Origin of the sequence: Haladaptatus sp. T7, from assembly GCF_026008575.1 — an archaeon.
Classification (GTDB): domain Archaea; phylum Halobacteriota; class Halobacteria; order Halobacteriales; family Haladaptataceae; genus Haladaptatus; species Haladaptatus paucihalophilus.
This window is the reverse complement of sequence record NZ_BROP01000006.1, coordinates 24073-46444: the sequence shown is the minus strand read 5'-3', so window position 1 is coordinate 46444 and position 22372 is coordinate 24073. Positions and strand designations below refer to the sequence as shown.

General features: G+C 57.8%; 21 protein-coding genes. 11 read left to right on the top strand and 10 right to left on the bottom strand.

Annotated elements, in window-relative coordinates:
• Nucleotides 1-11: 11 nt before the first annotated feature.
• The 3 genes from OPC11_RS16040 to OPC11_RS16030 all read left to right on the top strand — a co-directional run bounded on the left by OPC11_RS16040 (nucleotide 12) and on the right by OPC11_RS16030 (nucleotide 3449).
• Nucleotides 12-1052: a Gfo/Idh/MocA family oxidoreductase gene (locus OPC11_RS16040; RefSeq protein ID WP_264782566.1), complete on the top strand. Its 1041-nt coding sequence runs from the start codon at nucleotides 12-14 to the stop codon at nucleotides 1050-1052.
• A 154-nt stretch (nucleotides 1053-1206) separates the two neighbouring features.
• Nucleotides 1207-2235, top strand: a complete 1029-nt coding sequence (locus OPC11_RS16035; protein WP_264782565.1) for an SGNH/GDSL hydrolase family protein — start codon at nucleotides 1207-1209, stop codon at nucleotides 2233-2235.
• A gap of 149 nt (nucleotides 2236-2384) precedes the next feature.
• Entirely contained in the window at nucleotides 2385-3449 is a 1065-nt protein-coding gene (locus OPC11_RS16030) for a mannonate dehydratase (protein WP_264782564.1), read from the top strand.
• Between the two features lie 139 nt (nucleotides 3450-3588).
• On the opposite strand, the gene OPC11_RS16025 is transcribed toward OPC11_RS16030, so the two are convergent.
• Nucleotides 3589-4431, bottom strand: a complete 843-nt coding sequence (locus OPC11_RS16025) for a fumarylacetoacetate hydrolase family protein (protein ID WP_264782563.1) — start codon at nucleotides 4429-4431, stop codon at nucleotides 3589-3591.
• Nucleotides 4432-4560: 129 nt separating this feature from the next.
• Here OPC11_RS16025 and OPC11_RS16020 point away from each other — a divergent pair, with 129 nt between their 5' ends.
• The gene (locus tag OPC11_RS16020) at nucleotides 4561-5937 is read left to right on the top strand and encodes a DUF362 domain-containing protein (protein WP_264782562.1); all 1377 of its coding nucleotides are present in this window, start codon (nucleotides 4561-4563) and stop codon (nucleotides 5935-5937) included.
• Between the two features lie 80 nt (nucleotides 5938-6017).
• Here the strand turns inward: OPC11_RS16020 and OPC11_RS16015 are convergent, their stop codons facing one another.
• Entirely contained in the window at nucleotides 6018-7166 is a 1149-nt protein-coding gene (locus tag OPC11_RS16015) for a Gfo/Idh/MocA family oxidoreductase (RefSeq protein ID WP_264782561.1), read from the bottom strand.
• 189 nt (nucleotides 7167-7355) lie between these two features.
• On the opposite strand from OPC11_RS16015, the gene OPC11_RS16010 reads away from it, so the two are divergent.
• Both OPC11_RS16010 and OPC11_RS16005 read left to right on the top strand, forming a co-directional pair.
• Nucleotides 7356-8462 (top strand): Gfo/Idh/MocA family oxidoreductase, encoded by a 1107-nt coding sequence (locus OPC11_RS16010; RefSeq protein WP_264782560.1) that lies wholly within the window; start codon nucleotides 7356-7358, stop codon nucleotides 8460-8462.
• A 52-nt stretch (nucleotides 8463-8514) separates the two neighbouring features.
• Complete coding sequence (locus tag OPC11_RS16005; RefSeq protein WP_264782559.1) at nucleotides 8515-9858, top strand: DUF4147 domain-containing protein; 1344 nt, start codon at nucleotides 8515-8517, stop codon at nucleotides 9856-9858.
• A 1190-nt stretch (nucleotides 9859-11048) separates the two neighbouring features.
• On the opposite strand, the gene OPC11_RS16000 is transcribed toward OPC11_RS16005, so the two are convergent.
• The 4 genes from OPC11_RS16000 to OPC11_RS15985 all read right to left on the bottom strand — a co-directional run bounded on the left by OPC11_RS16000 (nucleotide 11049) and on the right by OPC11_RS15985 (nucleotide 14973).
• Nucleotides 11049-11738 (bottom strand): 4-carboxy-4-hydroxy-2-oxoadipate aldolase/oxaloacetate decarboxylase, encoded by a 690-nt coding sequence (locus tag OPC11_RS16000; RefSeq protein ID WP_007975831.1) that lies wholly within the window; start codon nucleotides 11736-11738, stop codon nucleotides 11049-11051.
• A 222-nt stretch (nucleotides 11739-11960) separates the two neighbouring features.
• Entirely contained in the window at nucleotides 11961-12989 is a 1029-nt protein-coding gene (locus tag OPC11_RS15995) for an alcohol dehydrogenase catalytic domain-containing protein (protein WP_026177988.1), read from the bottom strand.
• Between the two features lie 36 nt (nucleotides 12990-13025).
• Complete coding sequence (locus OPC11_RS15990; protein ID WP_264782558.1) at nucleotides 13026-13940, bottom strand: NAD(P)-dependent oxidoreductase; 915 nt, start codon at nucleotides 13938-13940, stop codon at nucleotides 13026-13028.
• Nucleotides 13941-14199: 259 nt separating this feature from the next.
• Nucleotides 14200-14973 (bottom strand): IclR family transcriptional regulator, encoded by a 774-nt coding sequence (locus OPC11_RS15985; protein ID WP_264782557.1) that lies wholly within the window; start codon nucleotides 14971-14973, stop codon nucleotides 14200-14202.
• Nucleotides 14974-15147: 174 nt separating this feature from the next.
• Here OPC11_RS15985 and OPC11_RS15980 point away from each other — a divergent pair, with 174 nt between their 5' ends.
• From OPC11_RS15980 to OPC11_RS15965, 4 genes are all read left to right on the top strand, one after another.
• Nucleotides 15148-15798, top strand: a complete 651-nt coding sequence (locus OPC11_RS15980) for an MBL fold metallo-hydrolase (RefSeq protein ID WP_007975824.1) — start codon at nucleotides 15148-15150, stop codon at nucleotides 15796-15798.
• Between the two features lie 68 nt (nucleotides 15799-15866).
• On the top strand, nucleotides 15867-16937 hold the full coding sequence (locus tag OPC11_RS15975) for a TRAP transporter substrate-binding protein (RefSeq protein WP_264782556.1): 1071 nt from the start codon (nucleotides 15867-15869) through the stop codon (nucleotides 16935-16937).
• Nucleotides 16938-17076: 139 nt separating this feature from the next.
• A complete protein-coding gene (locus OPC11_RS15970; RefSeq protein WP_007975820.1) occupies nucleotides 17077-17556 on the top strand; it encodes a TRAP transporter small permease subunit in 480 nt (159 codons plus the stop codon).
• The gene (locus OPC11_RS15965) at nucleotides 17549-18850 is read left to right on the top strand and encodes a TRAP transporter large permease (RefSeq protein WP_007975818.1); all 1302 of its coding nucleotides are present in this window, start codon (nucleotides 17549-17551) and stop codon (nucleotides 18848-18850) included. The genes OPC11_RS15970 and OPC11_RS15965 overlap by 8 nt, the downstream gene beginning before the upstream one ends.
• A 74-nt stretch (nucleotides 18851-18924) precedes the next feature.
• Here the strand turns inward: OPC11_RS15965 and OPC11_RS15960 are convergent, their stop codons facing one another.
• Nucleotides 18925-19191, bottom strand: a complete 267-nt coding sequence (locus OPC11_RS15960) for a hypothetical protein (protein WP_264782555.1) — start codon at nucleotides 19189-19191, stop codon at nucleotides 18925-18927.
• Between the two features lie 52 nt (nucleotides 19192-19243).
• Here OPC11_RS15960 and OPC11_RS15955 point away from each other — a divergent pair, with 52 nt between their 5' ends.
• Nucleotides 19244-19678 (top strand): universal stress protein, encoded by a 435-nt coding sequence (locus OPC11_RS15955; RefSeq protein WP_264782554.1) that lies wholly within the window; start codon nucleotides 19244-19246, stop codon nucleotides 19676-19678.
• Between the two features lie 305 nt (nucleotides 19679-19983).
• On the opposite strand, the gene OPC11_RS15950 is transcribed toward OPC11_RS15955, so the two are convergent.
• The 3 genes from OPC11_RS15950 to OPC11_RS15940 all read right to left on the bottom strand — a co-directional run bounded on the left by OPC11_RS15950 (nucleotide 19984) and on the right by OPC11_RS15940 (nucleotide 22339).
• Complete coding sequence (locus OPC11_RS15950; protein ID WP_264782553.1) at nucleotides 19984-20931, bottom strand: 3-hydroxyacyl-CoA dehydrogenase NAD-binding domain-containing protein; 948 nt, start codon at nucleotides 20929-20931, stop codon at nucleotides 19984-19986.
• Nucleotides 20928-21458: a hypothetical protein gene (locus OPC11_RS15945; RefSeq protein WP_007975812.1), complete on the bottom strand. Its 531-nt coding sequence runs from the start codon at nucleotides 21456-21458 to the stop codon at nucleotides 20928-20930. The genes OPC11_RS15950 and OPC11_RS15945 overlap by 4 nt, the downstream gene beginning before the upstream one ends.
• 146 nt (nucleotides 21459-21604) lie before the next feature.
• Nucleotides 21605-22339, bottom strand: coding sequence for a type I 3-dehydroquinate dehydratase (locus tag OPC11_RS15940; protein ID WP_264782552.1), 735 nt, complete (start codon nucleotides 22337-22339; stop codon nucleotides 21605-21607).
• Nucleotides 22340-22372 lie beyond the last annotated feature (33 nt).

Here is a 22372-nt window from a genome sequence, read left to right as displayed (position 1 = left end):
GCGGTAGAACCGTGACGTTTCGTATCGGAATCGTCGGCATCGGCTCCGTCGCCGACACGCATGCGCGGGGAATCGAGGAGATAGCTACCGCCGAACTGGTCGCCGGGTCGTGTCGTACCCGCACCAAAGGGGAGGCGTTCGCCACGAAGTACGGGTGTGCGTGGTACGACGACTACGAAGTGATGTTCGTGGAGGCGGACCTCGACGTCGCCCTCGTTTGCACGCCGAGCGGCAACCACCTCGAACCGGCGAGGGCCGCAGCGGAGTGGGGCGTGCACGTCCTCTGTGAGAAACCGCTCGAAATAACGACCGAACGGATCGACGAGATGATTTCGGCCTGCGAGCACGCCGGTGTTCGTCTCGGCGGTATCTTCCAGAATCGGTACCATCCGGCGGCCCGGACGGTTCACGAGGCCGCCACCTCGGGTCGTTTCGGCGACCTCGCCGCGGTGAGCGTGTCGGTACCCTGGTGGCGACCGGACGAGTATTACGAGGACGCTTGGCAGGGGACACGAGCCCTCGACGGCGGCGGTGCGCTGATCAACCAGTCCATCCACGGCGTCGATATGGCACAGTGGCTCGCCGGGGCGGCGCTCGATGTCGGTCCCGAGGTGAACCCGGTCGCCGAAGTGTTCGCGTACACCGATACGTTGGGCCACGACGGTCCCGAAATCGAGGTCGAGGACACCGCCGTTCTCTCGCTGCGATACCGGGATGGCACGCTCGGACAGGTCCTCGCTACGACGTCGATGTATCCCGGCCTCGAAAAACGAATTCAGATCGGTGGGCGCGACGGGTCGGCGGAAATCGTCGCCGACGAGCACGGCGAGTGGCAGTTCCGCCACGAGCGAGGGGACGAAACCGAGGCACCCACCTCCTCTCCGTCCGCTGACGACCGTTCGGAGTACGGTCGGAACGTCGAGGCGTTCCTCGACGCCGTGGAGTCCGACGAACCGTACGAACTCGACGGCCACGAGGCACGCAAGGCGGTTGCCATCGTTCGGGCGGCGTACGAATCCGCCGAGGTCGGTCGTCCCGTCGTGCCGAACTAGCGAGTCGGTCGCTTCCCGCCGGTGTCCGTGTCCGAAATCGTTCGGTCGTAGGGAACGGCTTCCAACCGAGTCCCACCCACGAGCGACGATTTTTCCGGTCCGTATGGTGAAAACGTGAGGAACGTATTTGGTGGGTGCTTACGAAGGAGTCCCCGTGCAACGCGACTCGCTTCAATTCCACAACGTCGCAGCGACTCGATCGATCGACGGCCACGACGGGGTACTCCTTCAACGCGTCCCCGAAGACGTCCGCCTCGGTTTGAACGAGGGGGCGCAAAACCGGATGTGTCATCCGGCGGGGGCGGAGATACGGTTCGTTCCCGACGGACCGGTGCGCGTGACCCTCTCGACGCGCGTGCGCGAAAGCGTCGTTCGGCCGTTCTGGGGACCGTTCCAAGGAACCGAGGAGTTCGTCGTCGGGGCCGAACCACGGACCATCGAGGTGACGTTCCCCGAGAAACTGGGTCGAATCGAATCCGACCGGGTCGATGAACTCGATTTTCACCCCCGGGTGTGCCGCTTACGGCTTCCGGGCGAACACCGTGGCGGCCACGTCTTCTACCACGACGTCGAGGGGAACGTTCGACCGCCACGCGCGGACGAACTGCCCTCCCTGCGCTATCTCGCCTACGGAACGTCCATCACGGAGGGTGAGGCACCTCTCGGCGAGCATCTGACCTACGCGTCCCAGACGGCCTCCAGATTGGGAGCGGACTTGATCAACCTCGGTTCCTGCGGCACGGCGTTCTGCGACGAGGCCATCGCCGAACACATCGCCGAACGGGACGACTGGGACGTTGCGACGCTCGCCGTCTCGGTCAACATGGTCGATCGATTTTCGGTTTCGGAGTTCCACGAACGCGCACGGAATCTCGTGGAAACCGTCGCCGACGCCCATCCGGAGAAACCGGTGGTTCCCATCACCATCTACCCGAACGCCCGCGACGTTTGCGAGGGAACGGACACGGAGGGGCGGTGTGAGCGATTCCGCGAGGCGCTTCGGGACGTCGTCCGGGAGACGGCACGCGATAACGTCTCCCTCGTGGAGGGTCCCGACGTTCTCGACTCCCTCGGCGGCCTCACGACCGATCTCGTCCATCCGGGCGACGATGCCATGATCCGGATGGGCGAAAACTTGGCGGCGAGGCTCGAAACCGTTCTTGCCGAGACGGATTCGCCGTAGATGGCGGCAAAAACGCATCGGCCCACGTTGTAGCTCCGAGTTAGTGAGTGGGGGAACCGTCGTGAATGGCCGTCGAACCGACGGTCGATGTGTACGAACCGCAACTGCTCGGTCGGTTGATTTTTCACGATTAGACCCGGTGAATCGGTATGAACGATAATCGAACGAATGCCGGAGCGAATCGGGCCGCCGACGTTCGCGTCGGCGTTCGGACGCGTACCCTCTCGGACGAGCGCCTTCGATACGTTCGTCAATTAGGCGCGACCGACGTGTTCCTCGATCACGCGGATACGGAGGAGGAACCCGACGATTTCAACGACCGCGACGGGTCGGAAACCGTCCCAATCGGCCGGGATTCGATTCCCTCGGCCGCGGATCTCGAAGCCGCCCGCGAACGGGTGGAATCCGCGGGACTCTCGCTCACGGGGGTTCAATCGCTTCCGTATTCGCTATACGGGGACATCATGTTCGGTCGGGAGGGAAGCGACGCAGCGCTCGAACAGATAACGACCCTCATCCGTAACCTCGGCGAAGCCGGTATTCCCATCCTGGGATATCAGTGGAATCCCCGCGGCGTCGTGCCGATGCGAACGTCGCCAGTGAGAACGCGCGGTCAGGCCAGCACCACCGCGTTCGACCTCTCCGAACTCGACGACCCGGACGCACTTGCTCCCGGACTCGACCGGTCGTACACTGAATCGGAGTTCTGGGAACAGTATAACGAGTTTCTGCGGACGGTCCTCTCCGTCGCGGAGGAAGCGGGGGTCACGCTCGCGCTGCATCCGGTCGACCCGCCCGTGTTGGAGTCGCTCGGAGGAATCCCCCGTCTGTTCAGAGACGTCGAGAACTTCGAGCGGGCGATGTCGATAGTTCCGAGCGAAAACCACGGCTTGAAGCTCTGTCTCGGTTGCTTTTCGCAGATGGGCGAGGACGTCTCGGAAGTCCTCCGTCGGTTCGGCGAACGCGACCAGATCGTTTTTATCCACTTTCGAGACGTGGTTGGGACAGTCCCGAAATTCCACGAAACGTTCGTGGACGCGGGAAATTTCGATACGGTCGACGTCGTTCGAACCCTCCACGATATCGGGTACGACGGGGTCGTCATCCCCGATCACGTTCCGAAGATGACCGGGGACGACGATTGGCGTCATCGGTCCCGCGGGTTCACCGTCGGTTACCTTCGCGGCGTCATCGACGCCGTGCGGTCGGAGTAGCCTCGGCGGTGGAACCGCGAGGATCACGGTCGGACGAACGACGACGCCGGGATTTCGAGTACGACCGCGTACTCGCCTTCGTCCGTGGAATTCGAAAAGAAAACTCTGTCGTGGGTATCCGTGATCGGATTCTACGGCGTCACGATTCGACGACGGGGTTCGTGAGCGTACCGATCCCCTCGATTTCTGCCTCGCAGACCTGCCCCGGTTCGAGCAGATCGACGGGGTCGCGGAAGATACCGACGCCACCGGGCGTCCCGGTCGAGATCACGTCTCCGGGCCGCAGTGTCATGTTCTGGCTGATGAACGACACCAGTTCCGGGACGTCGAAGATGAACTGGCGCGTGTTCGACGACTGCTTCGTTTCCCCGTCGACCCGCAATTCGACGTCGACGGCGTTCGGGTCGTAGTCGCTTCCGGCGACGAGCGTCGGCCCCATCGGCGAAAAGGTATCGTAGCTCTTTCCGCGGAAGAACTGCCCGTCCGAGAACTGCGCGTCGCGTCCGCTCACGTCGTTGAGAACCGTGTATCCCGCGATGTAGTCGCTCACCTCGTCCTCGTCGATGTCCTTGGCGAAGCGGCCGATGACGGCGGCGAGTTCGACTTCGTAATCGACTTGCTCACCGTCGGGGTGGACGATCGGACTGTTCGGGTTCGTCACGGTCGTCGGGGCTTTCGAGAAGAGGATCGGACGTTCGGGAATCTCCTCGTTCTGTTCCTCGGCGTGGTCCCGGTAGTTGAGTCCGGCACAAACGATCTTCCCGGGACGCGGCACCGGTGCGAGCAAGTCCACGTCATCCTCGTCCCTGTCGGAGAGCGCCCCGTTCCGAACCCCGTCCCGTACTCTATCGAGATACCGTCGATTGGTGAGGTCTTCGAACGAAGGCTCCCCCGCCGGAAGATCGGCGACGGAGTAAATCTTCGACCTTTCCTTGATACCCATGGTGGGACCTGAACCGCCGTTGTAGCGAACGAATTGCATCGATCGGCTATCTTCCTTTCTACTACTTAAATGTTGAGCTGAATACGACCGTTCGGTGTGATTTTTCCCGATTCGAGTCGTTCGGTGACGTGGGTTATATTTATCAAACGACCGGCCCAGCGTTACAATATGGATTCGAATCGAACGCGCAGTTCGCTCGCCGTCCCGGAACAGTCCATCCTCGAAGCGTGCGGCGAGACACCGCTCCCGGAGATGGGAATCATAGAGCAGGTATGGGAGACGAACCCCATTCCGGAGGCGGACATCGCCGCACGCGCCGCACGCGCCTTCGCTTCGCTTCCGATCGGTGAGCTGCCGGACGGAAGTGAGATCGCACTCGGCGTCGGGAGTCGCGGTATCGCGAACCTTCCCGACATCGTCACCGGCGTCGTCACCGAAGCGAAGGATCGCGGATACGAACCGTTCGTTTTCCCGGCGATGGGGAGTCACGGCGGCGCGACCGGGGCGGGTCAACGCGAGATGTTGGCCGAGCTCGGCGTAGCGGAGTCCGTAATCGGCTGTGAGATCCGATCGAGCATGGAGGTCATCGAGGTCGGTCGCACCGACGAGCGGGACGTTCCGGTCGTCGCCGACGCCAACGCGGCGAACGCCGATGCCATCGTCCCTATCAATCGGATCAAACCGCACACGGACTTCAGCGGGGACGTCGAAAGCGGCCTGTCGAAGATGCTCGTCATCGGAATGGGGAAACAACGCGGTGCGAAAATCGCTCACGACTGGGCCGTCAACTGGTCGTTGCGGGACATGATTCCCGAAATCACCGCCCAGTTGCTCGCGGAACTCCCCGTCGTCGGGGGAGTCGCAATACTCGAAGACCAGCACGACGATACGACCGAAATCGAAGGGATTCCGCCGGAAGGGTTCCTCGACCGCGAAGCCGAACTCCTCGAAACGGCCTACGATATCATGCCCAAGGTTCCGTTCCCGGAACTCGACGTTCTAATCTTGGATCAGCAGGGAAAGGACATCAGCGGACAGGGGATGGACACGAACGTCATCGGTCGTCGTCCCTTCGCGATCCAGGAACCGGAGCCGGAAACCCCCGATATCAAGCGGATATACACGCGCTCGTTGACGGAAACGACCCACGGTAATGCCATGGGTGTAGGTTCGGCCGACTTCGTACACGAGAACCTCCTCACGGAGATCGAGATGCCGACGACGCTCATCAACGCGTTGACCGCGAGCACCACCCGCGGCGTCCGTCTACCGCCTGCCGTCGAAACCGACCGGGCCGGACTCGTCGCCGCACTATCGACCATCGGCGTCGTCGATTCGACGACCGTCCGCGTCCTCCGCGCAACCGATACGATGCGTCTCCATCGGCTCTACGCTTCGACGGCGCTGGTCGAGGAAGCGAGGGACCGGGACGACCTCCGAGTCGTCGAAGAACCCGCCCCGATCCGCTTCGAATCGGGTGAGTTCGCCGATCCGTCGCCACACGAAACGTCTTCCCACGGCACGTCGGATCGGGACGAAAAATAGCGGGGACCGCATCGGCGACCGTGGGTGACGTTCGCGACGCCGTTCGGACGTTCGGTGACCGATCGGCCGCGCTGCGTTCGTTAGATAGTCAGTTCGTCCACGGAAACCCGACGACCTTCCTTCCAGGACTGATGGCTCGCTTCGGTCAACTGGACGCCCTTCGCACCCGCGCGGAAGTCCCACGGGAACGGTTCGTCTTCGACGACGTGTCGAATGTACATCTCCCACTGCCGTTTGAACGCGTTCTCGAACGTTTGGTTGTTGGGAACGGACGTCCAGTCGTCGTAGAAGTCGTGTTCGGTCGGTGTATCGGGATTCCATTCCGGCTTGGGCGTGTTGGCGTGGTGTTGTGTCTTACAGTCCCGCAGCCCCGCCACGGCGCTTCCGTCCGTTCCGTCGACCTGTATTTCGAGTAAATCGTCCCGATTGACCCGTACCGTCCACGAGGAGTTGAGCTGTGCAACGATGTCGTCCTCCAGTTCCATGATGGCGTACGCCGCATCCTCGGCCGTCGCTTCGTACTCCTCGCCCGTCCCGTCAACACGGCGGGGTACGTGAGTCTTCCCGAGACACATGACCGATTCGACCCGGCCGAAGAGGTTTTCGAGCACGTAACTCCAGTGGGAGAACATATCGTCGATGATTCCGCCACCGTCTTCCGCGCGGTAGTTCCAGGATGGCCGCTGTGCCTGCTGGATGTGGCCGGTAAACACCCAGTAGCCGAATTCGACGCGCACGGAGAGTATCTCGCCAAAAAAGCCCTGGTCGATCAGCCGCTTCAGCTTCATCAACCCGGGGAGCCAGAGTTTGTCCTGTACGATTCCGTGCTTGCTGTCGCTTTGCTCCGCGGCGCGAGTGACTTCGAGTGCAGTGTCCAAGTCCATCGCGAGCGGCTTCTCACAATACACGTCCTTCCCGGCATCGATGGCCTTGAGGAGGGATTCAGGTCGCCGCGGCGTGACCTGTGAATCGAAGTAGATCGCATCGTCCCCGTCCAGACACGTTTCGAGGTCCGGATCGGCGATCCATCTGTCGACGTCGTGTTCCTCGCTCAATTCCCGTAACTTGCGTTCGTTTCGTCCGACGAGTAGGGGGTCGGGAACCACTCGCTCCCCGTTCGACAACTCGACACCGCCTTCCTCGCGGAGTGCCAGAATCGACCTGATGAGGTGTTGATTGGTTCCCATTCTACCCGTCACGCCGTTCATCACGATACCAATTTCTTCCATAGCTGTCTCACGTCGTCCAAATCTCGATAGTTGAACTATAATAGTTTATCGATTGGAACGTCTCGAAATCCATCTGTCATATTTGGCCGTGGAGAGCGACGTTTGCCGCCCCGACCTAGCCCGGACGGACAACAATACAGTCGTCGTGACCGGTACTTTCATAAGCGATTCCCCAGTTGATTCCAGCGTATGACCGAACGTATTGGCTACGTCGGAGTGGATCATCACCATCGGGACCCGTACTTCGCGATCGCGAGCGGACTCGATCTCGACATCACAGCAGTCTGCGAACCGGGCCGGGAGATCGATCTCTCCAACCTCGCGGCGATGGACGAACGCCCCGACGAAATCACGACTGAAGGACAGGAAGTCGCGGACCTCGTGGAAGGGGCGACGGTCTATGCAGACCCGGAGCGACTCGTCGCCGAGGCCGACATCGACGTCGTTTGGATCACCTACCGAAACGACAGGGTTCCGTCTATCGTCGAAACCGCGGTGGAACACGGAGTCCATGTGCTCAGCGAGAAACCGATCGGTCGGACGGCGGCGGATTTGGAGCCGATCGTCTCGAAGGCGAACGAAAGAGGCGTAACCGTCTCACCGACGACGTTCTATCGAAGAAATCCCGTCATGCTGGACCTTCGTGAACGGATTCGGGACGGCTTTTTCGGCGACGTGTGGACCGTCGAGGGACGATTCAACGCGAGTCAGCTCTCGTACCGGAACACCGATCACTACATCTACGACCGGGAGACGAGCCGCGGCGGTGCGCTCCAGTGGATCGGTCCACACTGGGTCGATATGATGCCGTGGGTCCTCGACGACCCGATAACGAAAGTGAACGCGCGGTTTCACGACGCTGCGGAGGTGGACGTGGAAGCGGGAAGCGTCCTCCAGTTCGAGACGCAGAGCGGGACGCTGGGGACGTATCACACCGGCTACTATCTGAGCGACCGAGGGAAGGATACCCACCTCGGCATCTACGGAACCGATGCGCAGGCTCGGACGCCCGTCCATCACGATTCGCTCCAGCACGAACCGACCGTTCCGCTCGAACTCACCGCCGAACGCCCCGATTGGTCCGGTGCCCCGAAACGAACCATCGAGTACGAGTTTACGTACGACCGCTTCCCAGCATGGGGTGACTACGTTCAGGACTACTTCGAGGCGTTTTTCGACGGCTACGAGACCGGGGACGTCCCCGCGACGATAGACGACGCAGTACAACTGCTCCGCGTCCTCGACGCCGCCTACGAATCAGGTGAGACCGGCGAATGGGTTTCGGTGTCGAAATGACGTCGCCAGATCGGACCGAACGCAAAACGGATCCAGCACCACCCATCCAGCAATGAAGAAAACGGAGCCGATGTTCTCCGACACCGATTCCGTCGGCGATCCCAATCGGAAGGTGGCGCTCGATTGTATCGCCGCCGGTATCCGCGCATCGGAACCATCGACCGTTATCGACGAACGCGTCACGTTGGATGGCACGGTGATGAGCGTCGACGACGACGACCGATACGACCTATCGGAGCACGGGGACGTACTCCTCGTCGGTGGTGGGAATGCGGCCGCTACCGCGGCGAGGGAACTCGAAACGGTACTCGGTGACCGGATCGACCGCGGCGTCGTCGTCACCGACACGCCGGTGGAAACCGAACGAATCGACGTTCTCCCCGGTGACCACCCCATCCCGAGCGAGCGCGGCGTAGAAAGTACGCGGACGCTTCTGGAGATGACCGAGTCGGCAGGAGCGGACGACCTCGTTCTCGTCGTCGTCACCGGCGGCGGTAGTGCGCTCATGCCCGCACCGGCGGCGGGTATCGACCTTTCGGATCTCCAAACGACGACGGATCGGTTGCTGACCTGTGGGGCGGATATCGGCGAGATCAACGCCGTTCGCAAGCACTGTTCGGACGTCAAAGGTGGGCAACTCGCCGACGTTGCATCGCCGGCGACCGTCGTCGGCCTCGTGTTCAGCGATGTCGTCGGCAACCGCCTCGATGTGATCGCCAGCGGTCCATTGACGGCCGACGAATCGACGTTCCGGGACGCGGTTGGGGTCATCGACCGGTACGATATCGACGTTCCCGATTCGGTCACTACCCGCCTCCAACGGGGCTCGGAGGGACTCTACGAGGAGACCCCTTCTCCCGGCGATTCATCCTTCGCGTCCGTGAGCCAGTACGTGCTCGCGGACGGCAATACAGCGCTCCGGGCGGCCGCCGCGGTGGCGCGTGAGGGTGGATACGAACCGCTGATACTGAGCTCACGGATTCGGGGAGAATCCCGAGAGGTCGCCAAGACACTGACCGGCATCGCGGAGGAGTGTGCCGACACGGGGGTTCCGGTCGAACCACCCGCGGTGTTACTCTCCGGGGGTGAGACCACGGTTACCCGCCGTGGGGATGGTATCGGCGGTCCGAATCAAGAATTCGTACTCAGTTCTGCCCTCGAACTCACGGAACCGGGTATTACGGTCGCCAGCGTCGATACCGACGGAATCGATGGCGTCTCCACCGCTGCGGGTGGTATCGCAACTTCCGAAACGATCCCATCGAAGACAGAAGCACAGGTGGCACTCCAAGAAAACGACGCTGGCGGATTTCTGGAGCGTTTCGACGGCCGTATCGTAACGGGGGCAACGGGAACAAACGTCAACGATTTCCGAATATTCGTCATCCCCGAGTGACGTGGGTATTGCGATGGACTACTCGCGCGTATCCGACTACGACAATATGTAAATTTTAAATATTTTTCTTCTAGATCGCTTGTAAGCGTACATGTGGTAGTGTACGACCCATGTTGGATTCGAAACGGTCTCTCCTTACGTTCCGTCCTCGAACCGACTCACCGACGTGGGTCTGCTCGAACGCGTGACTGACACACGAGAACTTGGTCTTGCAATCCTTCTACTTCGCCTTTCCTGTTTGACGTTCTCGATCTGGCGCACGGTCGACTTACTCGTCCGGGTTGAGTTGACTAGCGAGACGAGCATGCGCCGATTATGACGGCGAACGCGGTTTTGACCCTGTTGAATTCGTGCATTCCGGGGTGCTTATCGCCTATGTAATCTCATCTTCCAGCCCCCAGAATTGATAAAGCGTTATACGATTTATGAAGTTCAAAATAATCAATTTCGACAGGTATGGGGCCTCAAGCTCTGGATTACACTGAAATCGGTGGCAACTCGGACACTGCCGCATATTATACTAAGCGGAAGTGGACGGGTACGGGGATACCAACTAAATCTATGTGCGAGACTTGTCGGAAGCGTTTCGGGGGAGCGACTATGATGAGAACTACGAATACGGCAACCACGAAGTCTCGAAACACGCTGATACCGGTTGCATCCACCTCGCGGCGAATAACTTGGACGGTGGGAGCATAATGACAACCCCCCAACCGGATCTTCGGTCCACATCACGCGCTCCAACTGGCCGACCCGGCGAACACCACTACGTCTACTTGCGCTGTGACCCCTGCAGAATCTAGAGAAGGGAAAGCGCGTTCCTTGAGGACTGCTGTCAATATTTCCGACTAGCGTTTTTCTCGGTGGATGGGTTCAACGTTGATCTGCAATTCGTTGTCTTCGTCGTGCGTTTGTATCCTTGAGCTGCTTTTCGAGGGCTCTAAAAGAGTCCCATCCATATCAGAGGATCGTTGACACAGAATGGAAAAGGACTCGGTCGTTTCGGCACATATGTTTCGACAGAAGGTGAGTTAATCGAGTACGTGAAGCACGTATATCGACGCCTAAGATGAGACTATCGCCGCCCACATATTCGATGAGTCCCCCAACTCAAGCGAGTGTCCGGCTCAATCTCCAGATCGGTCGTGGTACTGGTTTCCTCAACCAACCCTGTACACCGGTTTGAAGTGTTATTGGACGGAATCTTCGGGGCCGACGACGTCCATATCCTCGTATAGCTTGTTGTATCCTTTAGCTTCGTAGAGGTACGCACCATCCTCGACGAGTTCACGTGTGTCACCTTCGGCGGCAAATTTCTCACGAGCGTCTTTGAGCACTTTCTCTGCATTTTCACCGGGAACAACCGTAATACCGTCATCGTCACCGACGATGATATCTCCAGGATCGACTGACACTTTACCACATGTTATGGTAACATTAATCGACCCAGGGCTCTGCTTCAGCGGACCCTGTGGGTGGATCCCCCGAGCGTACACGGGAAACTCCATCTCCTTGATGTCTGCGCTATCGCGGATCGCACCGTCGATGATGATGCCGGCGAGGTCGTTCGCCTTACAAGAGGCGCACATGAGTTCGCCGAGGTGGGCAGTTTCGACGTACCCATTTGCATCGATGACGAGCACGTCGCCTGGTTCCGCCATCGTGATCGCTTTGTGGATGATGAGGTTGTCACCTGGCTCTGCCTTTACTGTCACTGCAGTCCCCACGAGTGTTGCTCCGTCGTATACTGGCTTGATGCCGGAGTCCATCGCGAAGCGCACGTTCCCCGTCACGTCCGACGCAACAGAGCTGGGAATTCCCTCGAAACCTTCAACGACTTCACTATCAGGTCGTTCGATCTCTGGCTCTACGGTATGCACACTTCTCACAATGTAATTGCCGTACCTTAAACTATCGGTCTTTGTGACTCATCATCCATAACTGACCCTATATTGCTATTTACAGCCGAGAATGAGCCAATACACTATCCTAGAATTCTGTCTATTGGCCTTACAGAAGTGGTTGTATGTGGATCGGCAAAGGTCGTCTTCGATGTGGTAGAACTCGAATGAGCATTCCAAATCGGTCGGTGATCCATCTGACTATTGGAACGAGAACATCGGCTTGCAGGTTTGTCCAGCAAGGAAGTCCTCGAACGCTGACGCAGGCCCGTCGCTTTCGTAACTGGTGTCGATGATAGTTTCCACGTCGATAGCACCGACCTCAAGCACGTTCACCGCCTGCTTGTAATTCTCCCGAGTCGCTCCGTAGGAGGTCTTGATATCAAGTTCACCGCGGACGATCGGTGAGAAAAACAATTCACTCGACTCCCCGGGGAGGCCGACGACAATTACCTCACCGCCTTTTCGCGCGTAGTCGACAGCTGTCTCAACCCCACTTTTGTGGCCGGTCGTGTCGAACACGGTGTCGACGCCAATACTATCGGTCTCCCTCTCAATGTACTCACCAAGGTCCGTCTCGCTGATATCGACGGTCTCTATCCCGAGTTCTTTGGCGAGCGGTAGACGGTATTTCGTATCTTTTCCGAGTCCGGAGACGATAACATGCGCTCCAAGTGAGTCGAGCAGAGCGGCGATCAGCATACCGATCGGCCCTGGTCCTTGGACGAGGATGGAATCTCCAGGAGTAACGTCCGCCCGCTCATAGGCTGCTCGCGCTGCAATCGCGAGGGGCTCTGTAACTGCTGCGTGGCGTGTTTCAATCGCATCGGGAATCGCGATGAGCTGGTTCGCGTCGACAGTCGTGTACTCCGAGTAAGCACCGTCGGTCTCCATCCCGACGAGCGTCGTATTCTGACAGACGTTCTCCTCACCAATCTCGCACTGGTGACACTCTCCACAGGGATGGATCGGGATTTCGACCACCGTCTCACCGACCGAAAAACGGGTGACATTCTCGCCGGTTTCGACGACCGTACCCGCGTACTCGTGTCCCATCACGCGCGGCATCTTCACCCACTCGAAGCCATCCATTTGTAGATATGCGTGGACGTCGCTGCCACAGACGCCAGCGTACTTGACGCGAACTAAAACCTCGTCGGCGCTTGGACTCTGCCGTTTTACTTCTTGGACTTCCACCTCTTCACGACCAGTCTGAACGATGGCTTTCATCGTCTCACCTACCGGTTTGCTGGATTGGGGTTCCATTTAGTTTGGGGTCTGGATTGTGTTCGGTGGGCTGTCCCATTCGGACGCATCGTCCTGAGGTTCGTAGCCGAGGACTGCCTTCGCGTGTTCGGTGCCGAACCAGCGGGCGGCGTTGTCACTGACTGCGTAGAACGTGTCATACGTCACTGTGTCGTCCTGTAGGCAGCATTCAAGAAGATGTGCGAAATCACGCTGGGAGGTCCAAGTCGCTTTCAGTCGCTTCACCATTTGCTCGTACTCCTTGCTCCCACGCTCCCAAGAGCCGGTCTGAGACTGGTCCCAGACCTCCCCTTCCTCTACCGTATCCTCATCTCCCCGTTCGACGCCACGTTCGGCATCCCCGTACGGATGGTCGTAAGCCTCCGTACGTACGCTGGAGATTCGAAGTGCGTAAACCTGTTCGGGTGAACCACCCCGACGGGCGTGAATCTGACAGATGTGTTCGCCGAACACCTTCGATGCACCGTAGTAACCATCCGGCTTCGGGAGGGTTTCGTGGGTGAGTCGGAGCGGATCGTACTCGCTCGGGTAGTCCTCTTCGTAGAGTGCGGGTTCGTGTTCCTCCTCGTAGAGCCCCATCGCGCGCTGTGAAGAGGCGAAGACGAGCTTTGGAACATCAGCTTCTTTCATCGCTTGCAAGACGTTGTAGGTGCCGACGATATTTGGCTCGATGATTCCTTCAAAGTCGGCGCCTGCGTCTGATTGGGCAGCAAGATGGATTACGGCATCTTGATCATCGAACGCGGGTCGGATCGCCTCGTAGTCAGAGATGTCAGCGACGTGCGTGTCGTACTCTGGGTGGTCGTTCTGGTCGAGGAAGGTGAACTCATAGTCCTCCTTTTCGAGGAGGTAGTTCATAATCGCCTCCCCGGCCTCACCGTACGGTCCGGTGACTAGAACTCGTTGCGTACTCATCGATAGGGAGATGTACAAGTAGCGTTAAATATCTTTTTGTCGCCCTTCTAGAGCTGCGTTTCACAACACGGGCATATTCCTCTCTAACCGTCTTTCTGTGTCTATTCGAAAGACCCTACTCCATTGATAGGTCGATTCGGATCTTCAATATTATTGAACTACGCTACCGAGAGATCCTTACCGTGACAGTGGTATCAGTGTAAAGGCAAGCCCGGATACCCATTACACAACTATGTATGTAATCCTAGACGGTGGTGAGCTAATACTGCTTGAGTTTTAGCTCGATGATGTTCTTCTTATCGAACAGTTCGGGCGCAATCTCGTCTTCAATTCGCTCGTCGCTCATTCGGCTAATCGGCCCACTGAGGCTGATAGCACCAAGTACCGAGTGATTCTTCGACATTATTGGAACGGCTGCCGCACAGACACCGCCGAAGTGCTCGCCGCGATTGATGGAGTATCCCCGTTCACGGATCGTCTCAAGATCGGCCATCAACTCCTCGTAGTCATCGATGGTTCCCTCCGTCGACCGCGGGAGTCCACGACGTTCGAGAATATCTTCACGTTCCTCTTGAGGAAGATGAGCAAGCATCGACTTCCCCGTCGCCGTCGTGTGCATATAGAAATGATCACCGAGCGGAGCGTTGTCGTCGATCGACTCTGCGTTCTCGGACTTGTACAGTTGCACCATATATCCATTCTCGATAGTCGCGAGGTTGGCTATTTCGCCGAGTTTCTCTTGGAGATCGTCGACTTCGTTCTTTGCCGCCCGGAAGAGTGGCATCTCATCGCGGAGTTCCCCGCCGGTCCTGAGAAAGAGAAGACTACACTGATACTTGCCATCCGACTTCACCACGTAGCCGCTATCCACGAGTGTTGCTAGGTGAATGTGCGCCGTGCTCATCGGCATATCCAGCGCCTGCGCGACGTCCGAGAGCGTCGCTGACCCATCTGTCCGCAGATATTCGATCATATCGAAGGCCTGCTTGACGCTTTTCAGCCTCCGAGGCCCGTCGTCGTTCTCCCGTGTCATACTTTCTCAAAGGAAGAGCGTCGTGATAAGGCCTCCGAAAACTTCGACTATGTTGAAATCCAGCCTCGGCATCGGTTAGATAGTTTCGTGTGCGCAGCCGATCGCCTAAGGATAGGCGTTGTACCCTGTTTTTCGGTAGATTTATCCAATACGCTGCTCGACTATTCCACCGGAATGACTGCTGAAGAGGTAACTGACGGCATCTACAAGGTACAGTTCGAACATGTCCGAGTGTACATCCTCGAGGACGTCCCCGAGGGTAAGACGACTCTCATCGACACCGGGTTCGACGAGAACGGTGAGGAACTCGTCGAGACGATTCGTGAAGAATTTGGAACGATAGATCGTGTGATCCTTACCCACGGTGACCACGGGCACCACGGCGGCCTCCCGTCTGTCATGGAGGCGTTCGAACCGGAGTTCCTCGCGGCCGATGACGAAACCAAACTCTACGAAGCAATCGACTACGAACCGGACCATCGTTTCAATGATGGTGACGTCCTCGACGGAAATATCGAGGTCATTCAAATACCCGGCCACACGAAGGCGACGTCTGCATTGCTCCTCCGCGACCGCAACATCCTCATCTCGGGTGATGCGCTCGACGGTGCCGACCGCGCCGGATTGCCTGCGGGCTATCTCCTCCCGCCGCCCGCCTTGTTCAACGATGATCACAAGGCCGCGGAGATCAATCTCTACGACCTGCTACAGTACGACTTCGATACCGTCCTCGTCTTCCATGGGTCGAACGTCTTCGAAAACCCGAAGCAGAAACTCGACGACTTTCTCGTCGAGCGAGAGTGGGATCCGCGGCCGGATAACTGACCCATTTGACGTGTCGTTCTTACTTGGGCACCACAACTTTTATTATTGATTGGTAAGGTCGGAGTAGTATGGTTCGCGACCAGACGGCGCAATCTCGGCGGAGCCTATTAAAAAAGAGCGGTGCAGCCCTCAGTATCGGGATGGCAGGTCTCGCAGGCTGTACTGGTAATAATGATTCGAATAATAACAACGGGAAGTCGAACGCGAAATCGGACGGTGAGAAGCTAACGATTACGTTCGCTACGACTCAGCCACCGGAGAATGTCTCGGTGAAGGCCGCCAAGAAACACTTCATCAAGCCCCTCGAGAAGAAATCAGACGGAAGAATTTCGGTCGACCTGAAGGCTGGCTCACTCGGCGGGACAGAGGACAACCTCGACGCTCTCGAGAGTGGGACTGTCGATATCCTCCACGAGAGTCCGACTGCCCTCGCACAGCGGTGGGCATCCAAGTATTCCTTTGCTGGTGACCCATTCGTTATCAAAGATATGGACCACTACCAGGCGGTCACGGACAAGTACCTGAAGCCGGACGACGGTCTGAACGGGATTCTCAAAAAGAACGGCGTCCAACTGGGTGATGCGTTCTATGTTGGCAATCGTGGCTTCACTAGTAATTCCACGGTGAAGACCCCGAAAGACGTACAGGGCATGAAGCTTCGTCTTCCACAGTACGACACGTGGACCAAAGTCTGGGGCGAAATCGGAGCGGATGTCACTCCGGTTGCGTACGACGAACTCTATTCGGCACTCCAAACGGGTGTCGTCGATGCCTCCGAAGGCCCCATCTCGCAGTTCCTTTCGGTCAGCCTCTACGAGGTTCAGTCCCACTTCAGCGTTACAAATCATTTACTCGGTACGAAGCACTTCCTCTATAATCAGGAGTTCATGAAAGGGCTCAGTGACGACAACCGCGACCTCGTTACATCGACCGCAAGTGACGCCGTGGAAAAGATGACCGACCAGATCAAGAGCAATGAGTCGAGTCTCTACGAGGAAGCCAAGCAGAAAGGCACCACCGTCGTTCCAGCGGATAAGGTGGACCGTGAGGCTTTCGTAAACGCTGGAATGCCGGCGCTCAAGCAGCTCTCGAAGAACAAGTGGGCAGTCAACATCAACGACGTCCTCAACCTCGCATAGAGTTCCCAGTTCCCATGGATGGTCAGAGGTAGGACACTCCACGGTCGACCCTGTGTCTCACCACATCGATCAGGGCATCTATCCTGATCATTCCACGGGGAACCAAAATGTTTTTAGTGAACGAGTGGGCTTTCCTACTATGGCGCAGAACTGGTTAGACCGGATCACCACTGCTGTAGGGGTGGTCTTACTAAATGTAATGCTAGTAGTAGGACTCCTTCAGGTGGTCAGTCGTTACATTACTTTCCCCATCGACCTCAACTGGACCTACGTAGTCGCGCGAACTGCCCTTGCACTAATGACGATTATCGCACTCCCATATCTATTCCAGAACGAGGCGGACATCTCGTTCCTCCCTGTTCTAAAACGTATCATCACCCGGACCGACCAGGTGTTGCTCGTCCGGAACATCCTGATGGCGTTCTTCTCAGCCACGCTCGTGTTGTCTGCGTATCGAGCGACCAGCGTTTCCGGGGATACCGCGCTTCCGATGATTGAGTGGTTCAAGGTTGGCTGGGCGTACAACCTAATCGCGCTGAGTGCCGCCTGCCTCTTCATCGTAGTTGTACTCGACACGCATAAACGCGTTACCGAATTCTTGGGGAGGACCAATGCCTGAGATTCTCCTACTCGTCGCATTCATCGCCATCCTCATGGCACTGTACGCCGTTGGCGTGCCAGCAGCCTACTCGCTAGGTCTAACTGTCCTCCTCATCATGCTGTTGCCAATCGGTCCGCCTCTGAATCTCGTCGTGATTACGCAACGGTTCTGGGCTGGGATGACCTCATGGGTCCTCCTTGCCGTTCCGTTCTTCCTCATGGCCGGACGAATCATGAATATCACTGGAATCACCGACGACATGTTTAATTTCGCCACCGAGCTAGTCGGTCCCCTTCCCGGTGGTCTCGCGCAGGTTAACGTCTTCGTTAGCCTGGTCTTTTCTGGGATGAGCGGATCTGCCGTCGCAGACGCTGCAGGCATCGGGAGTGTGGAATATGAGGCGATGACGTCGAATGGTTACGAAGGGGATGACGCCGTCGGCATCACCGGTGCCTCCGCAATCATCGGGCCGATCATTCCACCAAGCATCCCCGTCGTCGTCTACGCCGTGCTCGCGCAACGATCGATTGGGACGCTATTCGTCGCCGGTATCGTCCCGGGCCTTCTCATGGCCCTCGCGATGGCAACTACGGCCTTCTACCTCGCAAAGCGCGACGGATGGCCGAGAGAAGACAGCCACGATCTCTCGAACCTATTCGAGTCCTTTCTTCGGGCCTTGCCCGGGCTTATCACGCCGCTCATAATCGTCGGCGGGATCCTCGGTGGCGTGTTCACCGCAACGGAAGCTGCTCTGATCGCCGTCGTGTATGCAATACTTCTCGGCGTGTTTTACTATCGCTCGATCGGGCTGACCGACCTGATAGAGGTCAGCAAGGACACGTTCGAGGACACCGCGAGCATTGTAGTCATCTTCGGCTTCGCGAATCTCTACGCGTACTGGTTAACGCTCGCCGGTATTCCCGACTTGATCGGGCAGATTCTCGTTGGAATCTCCGCGAGTCCCCCCGTGACGATGTTAATCCTCACTGCCATTCTGCTGGTCCTAGGGACGTTCATGGAAGGTACGGCAGTTCTTCTGATCATGGTCCCAATGCTGGTGCCTCTCTATCCGACGCTGGGCATCAACCCAGTTCAGTTCGGAATCGTCATGGTCGTCGCCCTAATGTACGGACTTATCACACCACCCTTTGGCCTGATTCTCTTTGTGCTGGAGCGCGTTACTGACGAGTCTCTTGATGATGTCATGCGGTCGATGATCCCCTACTATCTGCCACTGGCGTTTGTCCTCCTCTTGATCATCCTCGTTCCGCCGTTAACGCTGGCGGTTCCCCGTGCATTCGGGCTCTTCTAAGAGACCTGGATTCACCGGTTTTTTCCATCCACTATTTGTAGCTGCTATCTCGTCGCCACTGTCGTAATGGCGGGTCAGACGAGTCCTATCTTAAGAATCAAGACAACAATCGAGAGGACGGGGACGGATACGAGCGTCGTTGTGAGCACGTTTACTGAAACGTATTCGGGGAGTGCCACACCACGAACAGTGGTATCACTCGCGAACTCCACGGCGAAGATAACTGGTGCCACAGCAACTGGCTTTGCCGTGAGCAAAATAAATACCCGAGCGACAGGTACGTTCCCCAACCCGAGCGCAAGCGCGACGGCGAGACCGATAGGGAAGTCGACGGGACCCATGAATTCACCCGTAGTCACCAACAACTAATAGTGGTGGCTCCATATGGGACCTATGGTCATCGTTGCAGCCATCGACCGTACGGAACGAGCGACAGATGTACTCGCGGAAGCCACTATCCTGGCAGAGAAGTTCGAAGAGGAGGTTCACGTCCTGCACGTGATGAAACGCTCGGAGGCCATCCAAATCGAAGAGGACAGTACAAATAAGGACGAGGCAGTCAGTACCGCCGAGTTGCGAGAGCAAGCCGCCCAGCCGGCGAAGTCACTTGTGGATACGAACCCAACGGGGGTCGGGACGACGACCGTTGGCCGCATCGGTGATCCGGCGAGCGAAATCGTTGAGTACGCGGACGATCACCAGGCTCGTTACGTAGTGATCAGTCCGCGACGTCGCTCACAGACGGGGAAGTTACTTTTCGGAAGTGTCGCACAAACAGTTCTGCTAAATGCCTCCTGCCCGGTCGTCTCGCTCGCTGACCAGTCCTAACGACGGCATTACAGCGTAATGGATGTCGGGAGAGATCGAACCTGAGATGGGATGATTAGCCACGACTCCCGGTTGTCAGCGAGAGTCGGGACACGAGTAGATGGTCGAAAGTGTAGCTAGCGCAGTGTTTGGCTGGCATGGTTATTGATGTGAAGACCGGCGTCTCGCATTTTTGAAACTGGTTAATAGTCCCGCTGAAATAGTATCTATCCATAGAAGTATCTACAGAATATTTTTCCCTAATCCGGTAAAACAGTTTTGTTATTGACAGGGGAGAAGGGAGGCAGCAGAGTCAGATCATGCTGTCACTCCAAACGACGGATGTCGGCCATGATGGAGATTGCCGTTGCCGATCCGCCGGCACCGTGACCCGAGACACTCAGCAGGCCGGCGTTCTCGGTTGCGAGTTGGACGATGTTCTCGGTACCAGAAACGACGAGTGGGGATTGTTGTGGAATGATCCGCGGTCCGACGCGAATTTCGTCGTCCACGATTTCGCCAACGAGACGGACCGTCCGCCCGTCGGCGTTCGCGAGCGACAGTGCACTGCCGGACGTTCCGACGATTCCGTCAACAGACGCGTCATCGAGCGTGTATTCACGCTCCCCTTGCGCGAGTACGTTCGCGGCGATCACGCACTTGAGTGCGGTATCCGTCCCTTCGACATCGAAAGACGGGTCAGCCTCCGCAACACCGAGGTCTTGTGCTTCTACAAGCACGTGCTCGTAATCGAGTCCTTCGGCCGCCATTCTTGAGAGGATGAAATTTGCGGTCCCGTTCAGGACTCCGCGAAGGGCAGTCACGTGTTCGGGTCCGTAGTCCTCGATTGTGGAAAGAACTGGCATCGCCCCTCCGACTGTCGCCTCGAAACGGAGTTCTCCCTCGCTCTCCCGTTCAAGCGCCCGAACATCTGCGTATCGTTGTGCGACGGGTCCTTTGTTCGCAAGCACGACGTCTCGGTCTCGTTCAAATGCCGCCCGAATGTGGTCGTAGGCCGGTTGTGCGGTATCGAGCGTCGTGGGAGTCGCTTCAACGAGGACATCGTACTCGCTCGCCAGCGCGTCTTCGACGGAATCTGTTCCGATCTCGTTTGTGTCTCGCTTTTGTGAAAGGGTAGCCTCGACGTCGAGCCCGTCCGAGTCGATCGACGCGCTCGTCGAGTCAGTCAACGCGGTCACGGTGTGACCGTAGGTAGCGGCCATTTCCGCGACCGATGTACCCACGGTGCCTGCTCCGATGATCGCGAGTTTCATGCAAATCCACCCGAAAGCGGTTCGATAACGCGGATGTCCTTCTCCGAGGCAATCTCCCGAACCTTTGAGAGGGTGTGCTCCGTCTTGCCCTCTTCAATACCGAGACGGAGTCGCCCACTCGAGATATCCTCGGACCCTTGCGGTGCGGACAACTCGAAATCGGCAATCGTTACGTTCGTGGTCTCGCGAATCCGTGTCAATGTGTCTGAGAGTCCGGTGTCGACGAGGTCACCTGAGAGTAGTACGGTTAGGGACTCGCTGTATCGCTCCGTTCCCGCTTGAATGACGTTGATCCCCTCTTCACGGAGCGTGTCAACGATCGTCTCGTACTGTTTCGGCGTCGCTTCGAGGTCGATTTCGACGGGAATATGGCCCCGGGGTGTGATATGCCCACGCTCGTGGTATATCGACAATAGGTTCCCACCGTTCGCACCGATTGGGTGGAGTGCTCGAAGCAACTCTCCGGGTTCGTCGACCAGTTCGAGGCGAATCGTGTAGGCGTTCGCCTCGCTTTGTGGTTCGTTCATGTGTAATTCATCCTCCGATAGAGATTGGTACTCTCTGTCATTGTGAATCACTCACCAGATGCAGTTATATGAATCCCGGCGGTTTGCGTGTAACTGTTCGGGCCAGTGTTGCGAGAATTTGTCAAAGAAGCGAATCCAGAATGGACCTACGCGAACGTCTCGCGATCAACGAGTTTCTCGGTCAACGACTCGAGTTCGTCGACATCCTCACTCGCCGTCTGGAGGATTTCAACGAGCACGGACAGTTTCTTCAGTGGGATCTGTCCCGGAGCGTACTCGTTGGTGTCCGAAGCGAGGGGTGCATATCCAAGTTTCGACCCATAGAGCGGTGCGACGGCGCGGCTGTGACTCCCGATACCGCCCATCGAGATCCCTGCTACGTTCATCCCATCGTTCGTTGCTGTACCGATGGCCTTCAGAAGACGGAGTACGTCATCGTTGTTCTGCGGATACGTCGCGACTTTCGCGACGTCCCCGTATTGGGCACACTGCTCAAATATAGCGTCGAGCACATCTTGATCCGGCGTCTCTTTGAAATCGTGATGCGAGATGATGAGCTTCACATTGTTCTGTCGGAATTCATTGAGAATCCACCCCATCGCACGGGCAGTCTCCAACTCGATATCTACGAGTTCGACCGCGTCGAAGCGGGACGCCGCGGCAAGGCGGTCTAGTCGGCCAGTGTCGTTCGCCTCACCGCCGAACCATTTCGTGCGGTTCGTGGCGATTATCGGGAGCGCCCCGTCGTACTCACGAAGTTGCCCAATTGGGTCTTGTGCGCTGTCCATCCGGAATTCGAGGACATTCGCTGCTTCACGAGCCTCCGGTTCTCGTGTGAGGTCGTTTGTTGTTGCAGCCAGTGCGAAGCCATCCAGTTTCATGTGGTAGTGTCTCTCAATCCACGGTATAAAATC

Coding starts and splice junctions, on each gene's coding strand:
- OPC11_RS15970 (WP_007975820.1), top strand. CDS start 17,077: ATGGCGCAGAACTGGTTAGACCGGATCACCACTGCTGTAGGGGTGGTC.
- OPC11_RS15995 (WP_026177988.1), bottom strand. CDS start 12,989: ATGAAAGCCATCGTTCAGACTGGTCGTGAAGAGGTGGAAGTCCAAGAA.
- OPC11_RS15955 (WP_264782554.1), top strand. CDS start 19,244: ATGGTCATCGTTGCAGCCATCGACCGTACGGAACGAGCGACAGATGTA.
- OPC11_RS16005 (WP_264782559.1), top strand. CDS start 8,515: ATGAAGAAAACGGAGCCGATGTTCTCCGACACCGATTCCGTCGGCGAT.
- OPC11_RS16020 (WP_264782562.1), top strand. CDS start 4,561: ATGGATTCGAATCGAACGCGCAGTTCGCTCGCCGTCCCGGAACAGTCC.
- OPC11_RS15975 (WP_264782556.1), top strand. CDS start 15,867: ATGGTTCGCGACCAGACGGCGCAATCTCGGCGGAGCCTATTAAAAAAG.
- OPC11_RS15965 (WP_007975818.1), top strand. CDS start 17,549: ATGCCTGAGATTCTCCTACTCGTCGCATTCATCGCCATCCTCATGGCA.
- OPC11_RS16010 (WP_264782560.1), top strand. CDS start 7,356: ATGACCGAACGTATTGGCTACGTCGGAGTGGATCATCACCATCGGGAC.
- OPC11_RS16030 (WP_264782564.1), top strand. CDS start 2,385: ATGAACGATAATCGAACGAATGCCGGAGCGAATCGGGCCGCCGACGTT.
- OPC11_RS15960 (WP_264782555.1), bottom strand. CDS start 19,191: ATGGGTCCCGTCGACTTCCCTATCGGTCTCGCCGTCGCGCTTGCGCTC.
- OPC11_RS16015 (WP_264782561.1), bottom strand. CDS start 7,166: ATGGAAGAAATTGGTATCGTGATGAACGGCGTGACGGGTAGAATGGGA.
- OPC11_RS16025 (WP_264782563.1), bottom strand. CDS start 4,431: ATGCAATTCGTTCGCTACAACGGCGGTTCAGGTCCCACCATGGGTATC.
- OPC11_RS15980 (WP_007975824.1), top strand. CDS start 15,148: ATGACTGCTGAAGAGGTAACTGACGGCATCTACAAGGTACAGTTCGAA.
- OPC11_RS15990 (WP_264782558.1), bottom strand. CDS start 13,940: ATGAGTACGCAACGAGTTCTAGTCACCGGACCGTACGGTGAGGCCGGG.
- OPC11_RS15950 (WP_264782553.1), bottom strand. CDS start 20,931: ATGAAACTCGCGATCATCGGAGCAGGCACCGTGGGTACATCGGTCGCG.
- OPC11_RS15985 (WP_264782557.1), bottom strand. CDS start 14,973: ATGACACGGGAGAACGACGACGGGCCTCGGAGGCTGAAAAGCGTCAAG.
- OPC11_RS15945 (WP_007975812.1), bottom strand. CDS start 21,458: ATGAACGAACCACAAAGCGAGGCGAACGCCTACACGATTCGCCTCGAA.
- OPC11_RS15940 (WP_264782552.1), bottom strand. CDS start 22,339: ATGAAACTGGATGGCTTCGCACTGGCTGCAACAACAAACGACCTCACA.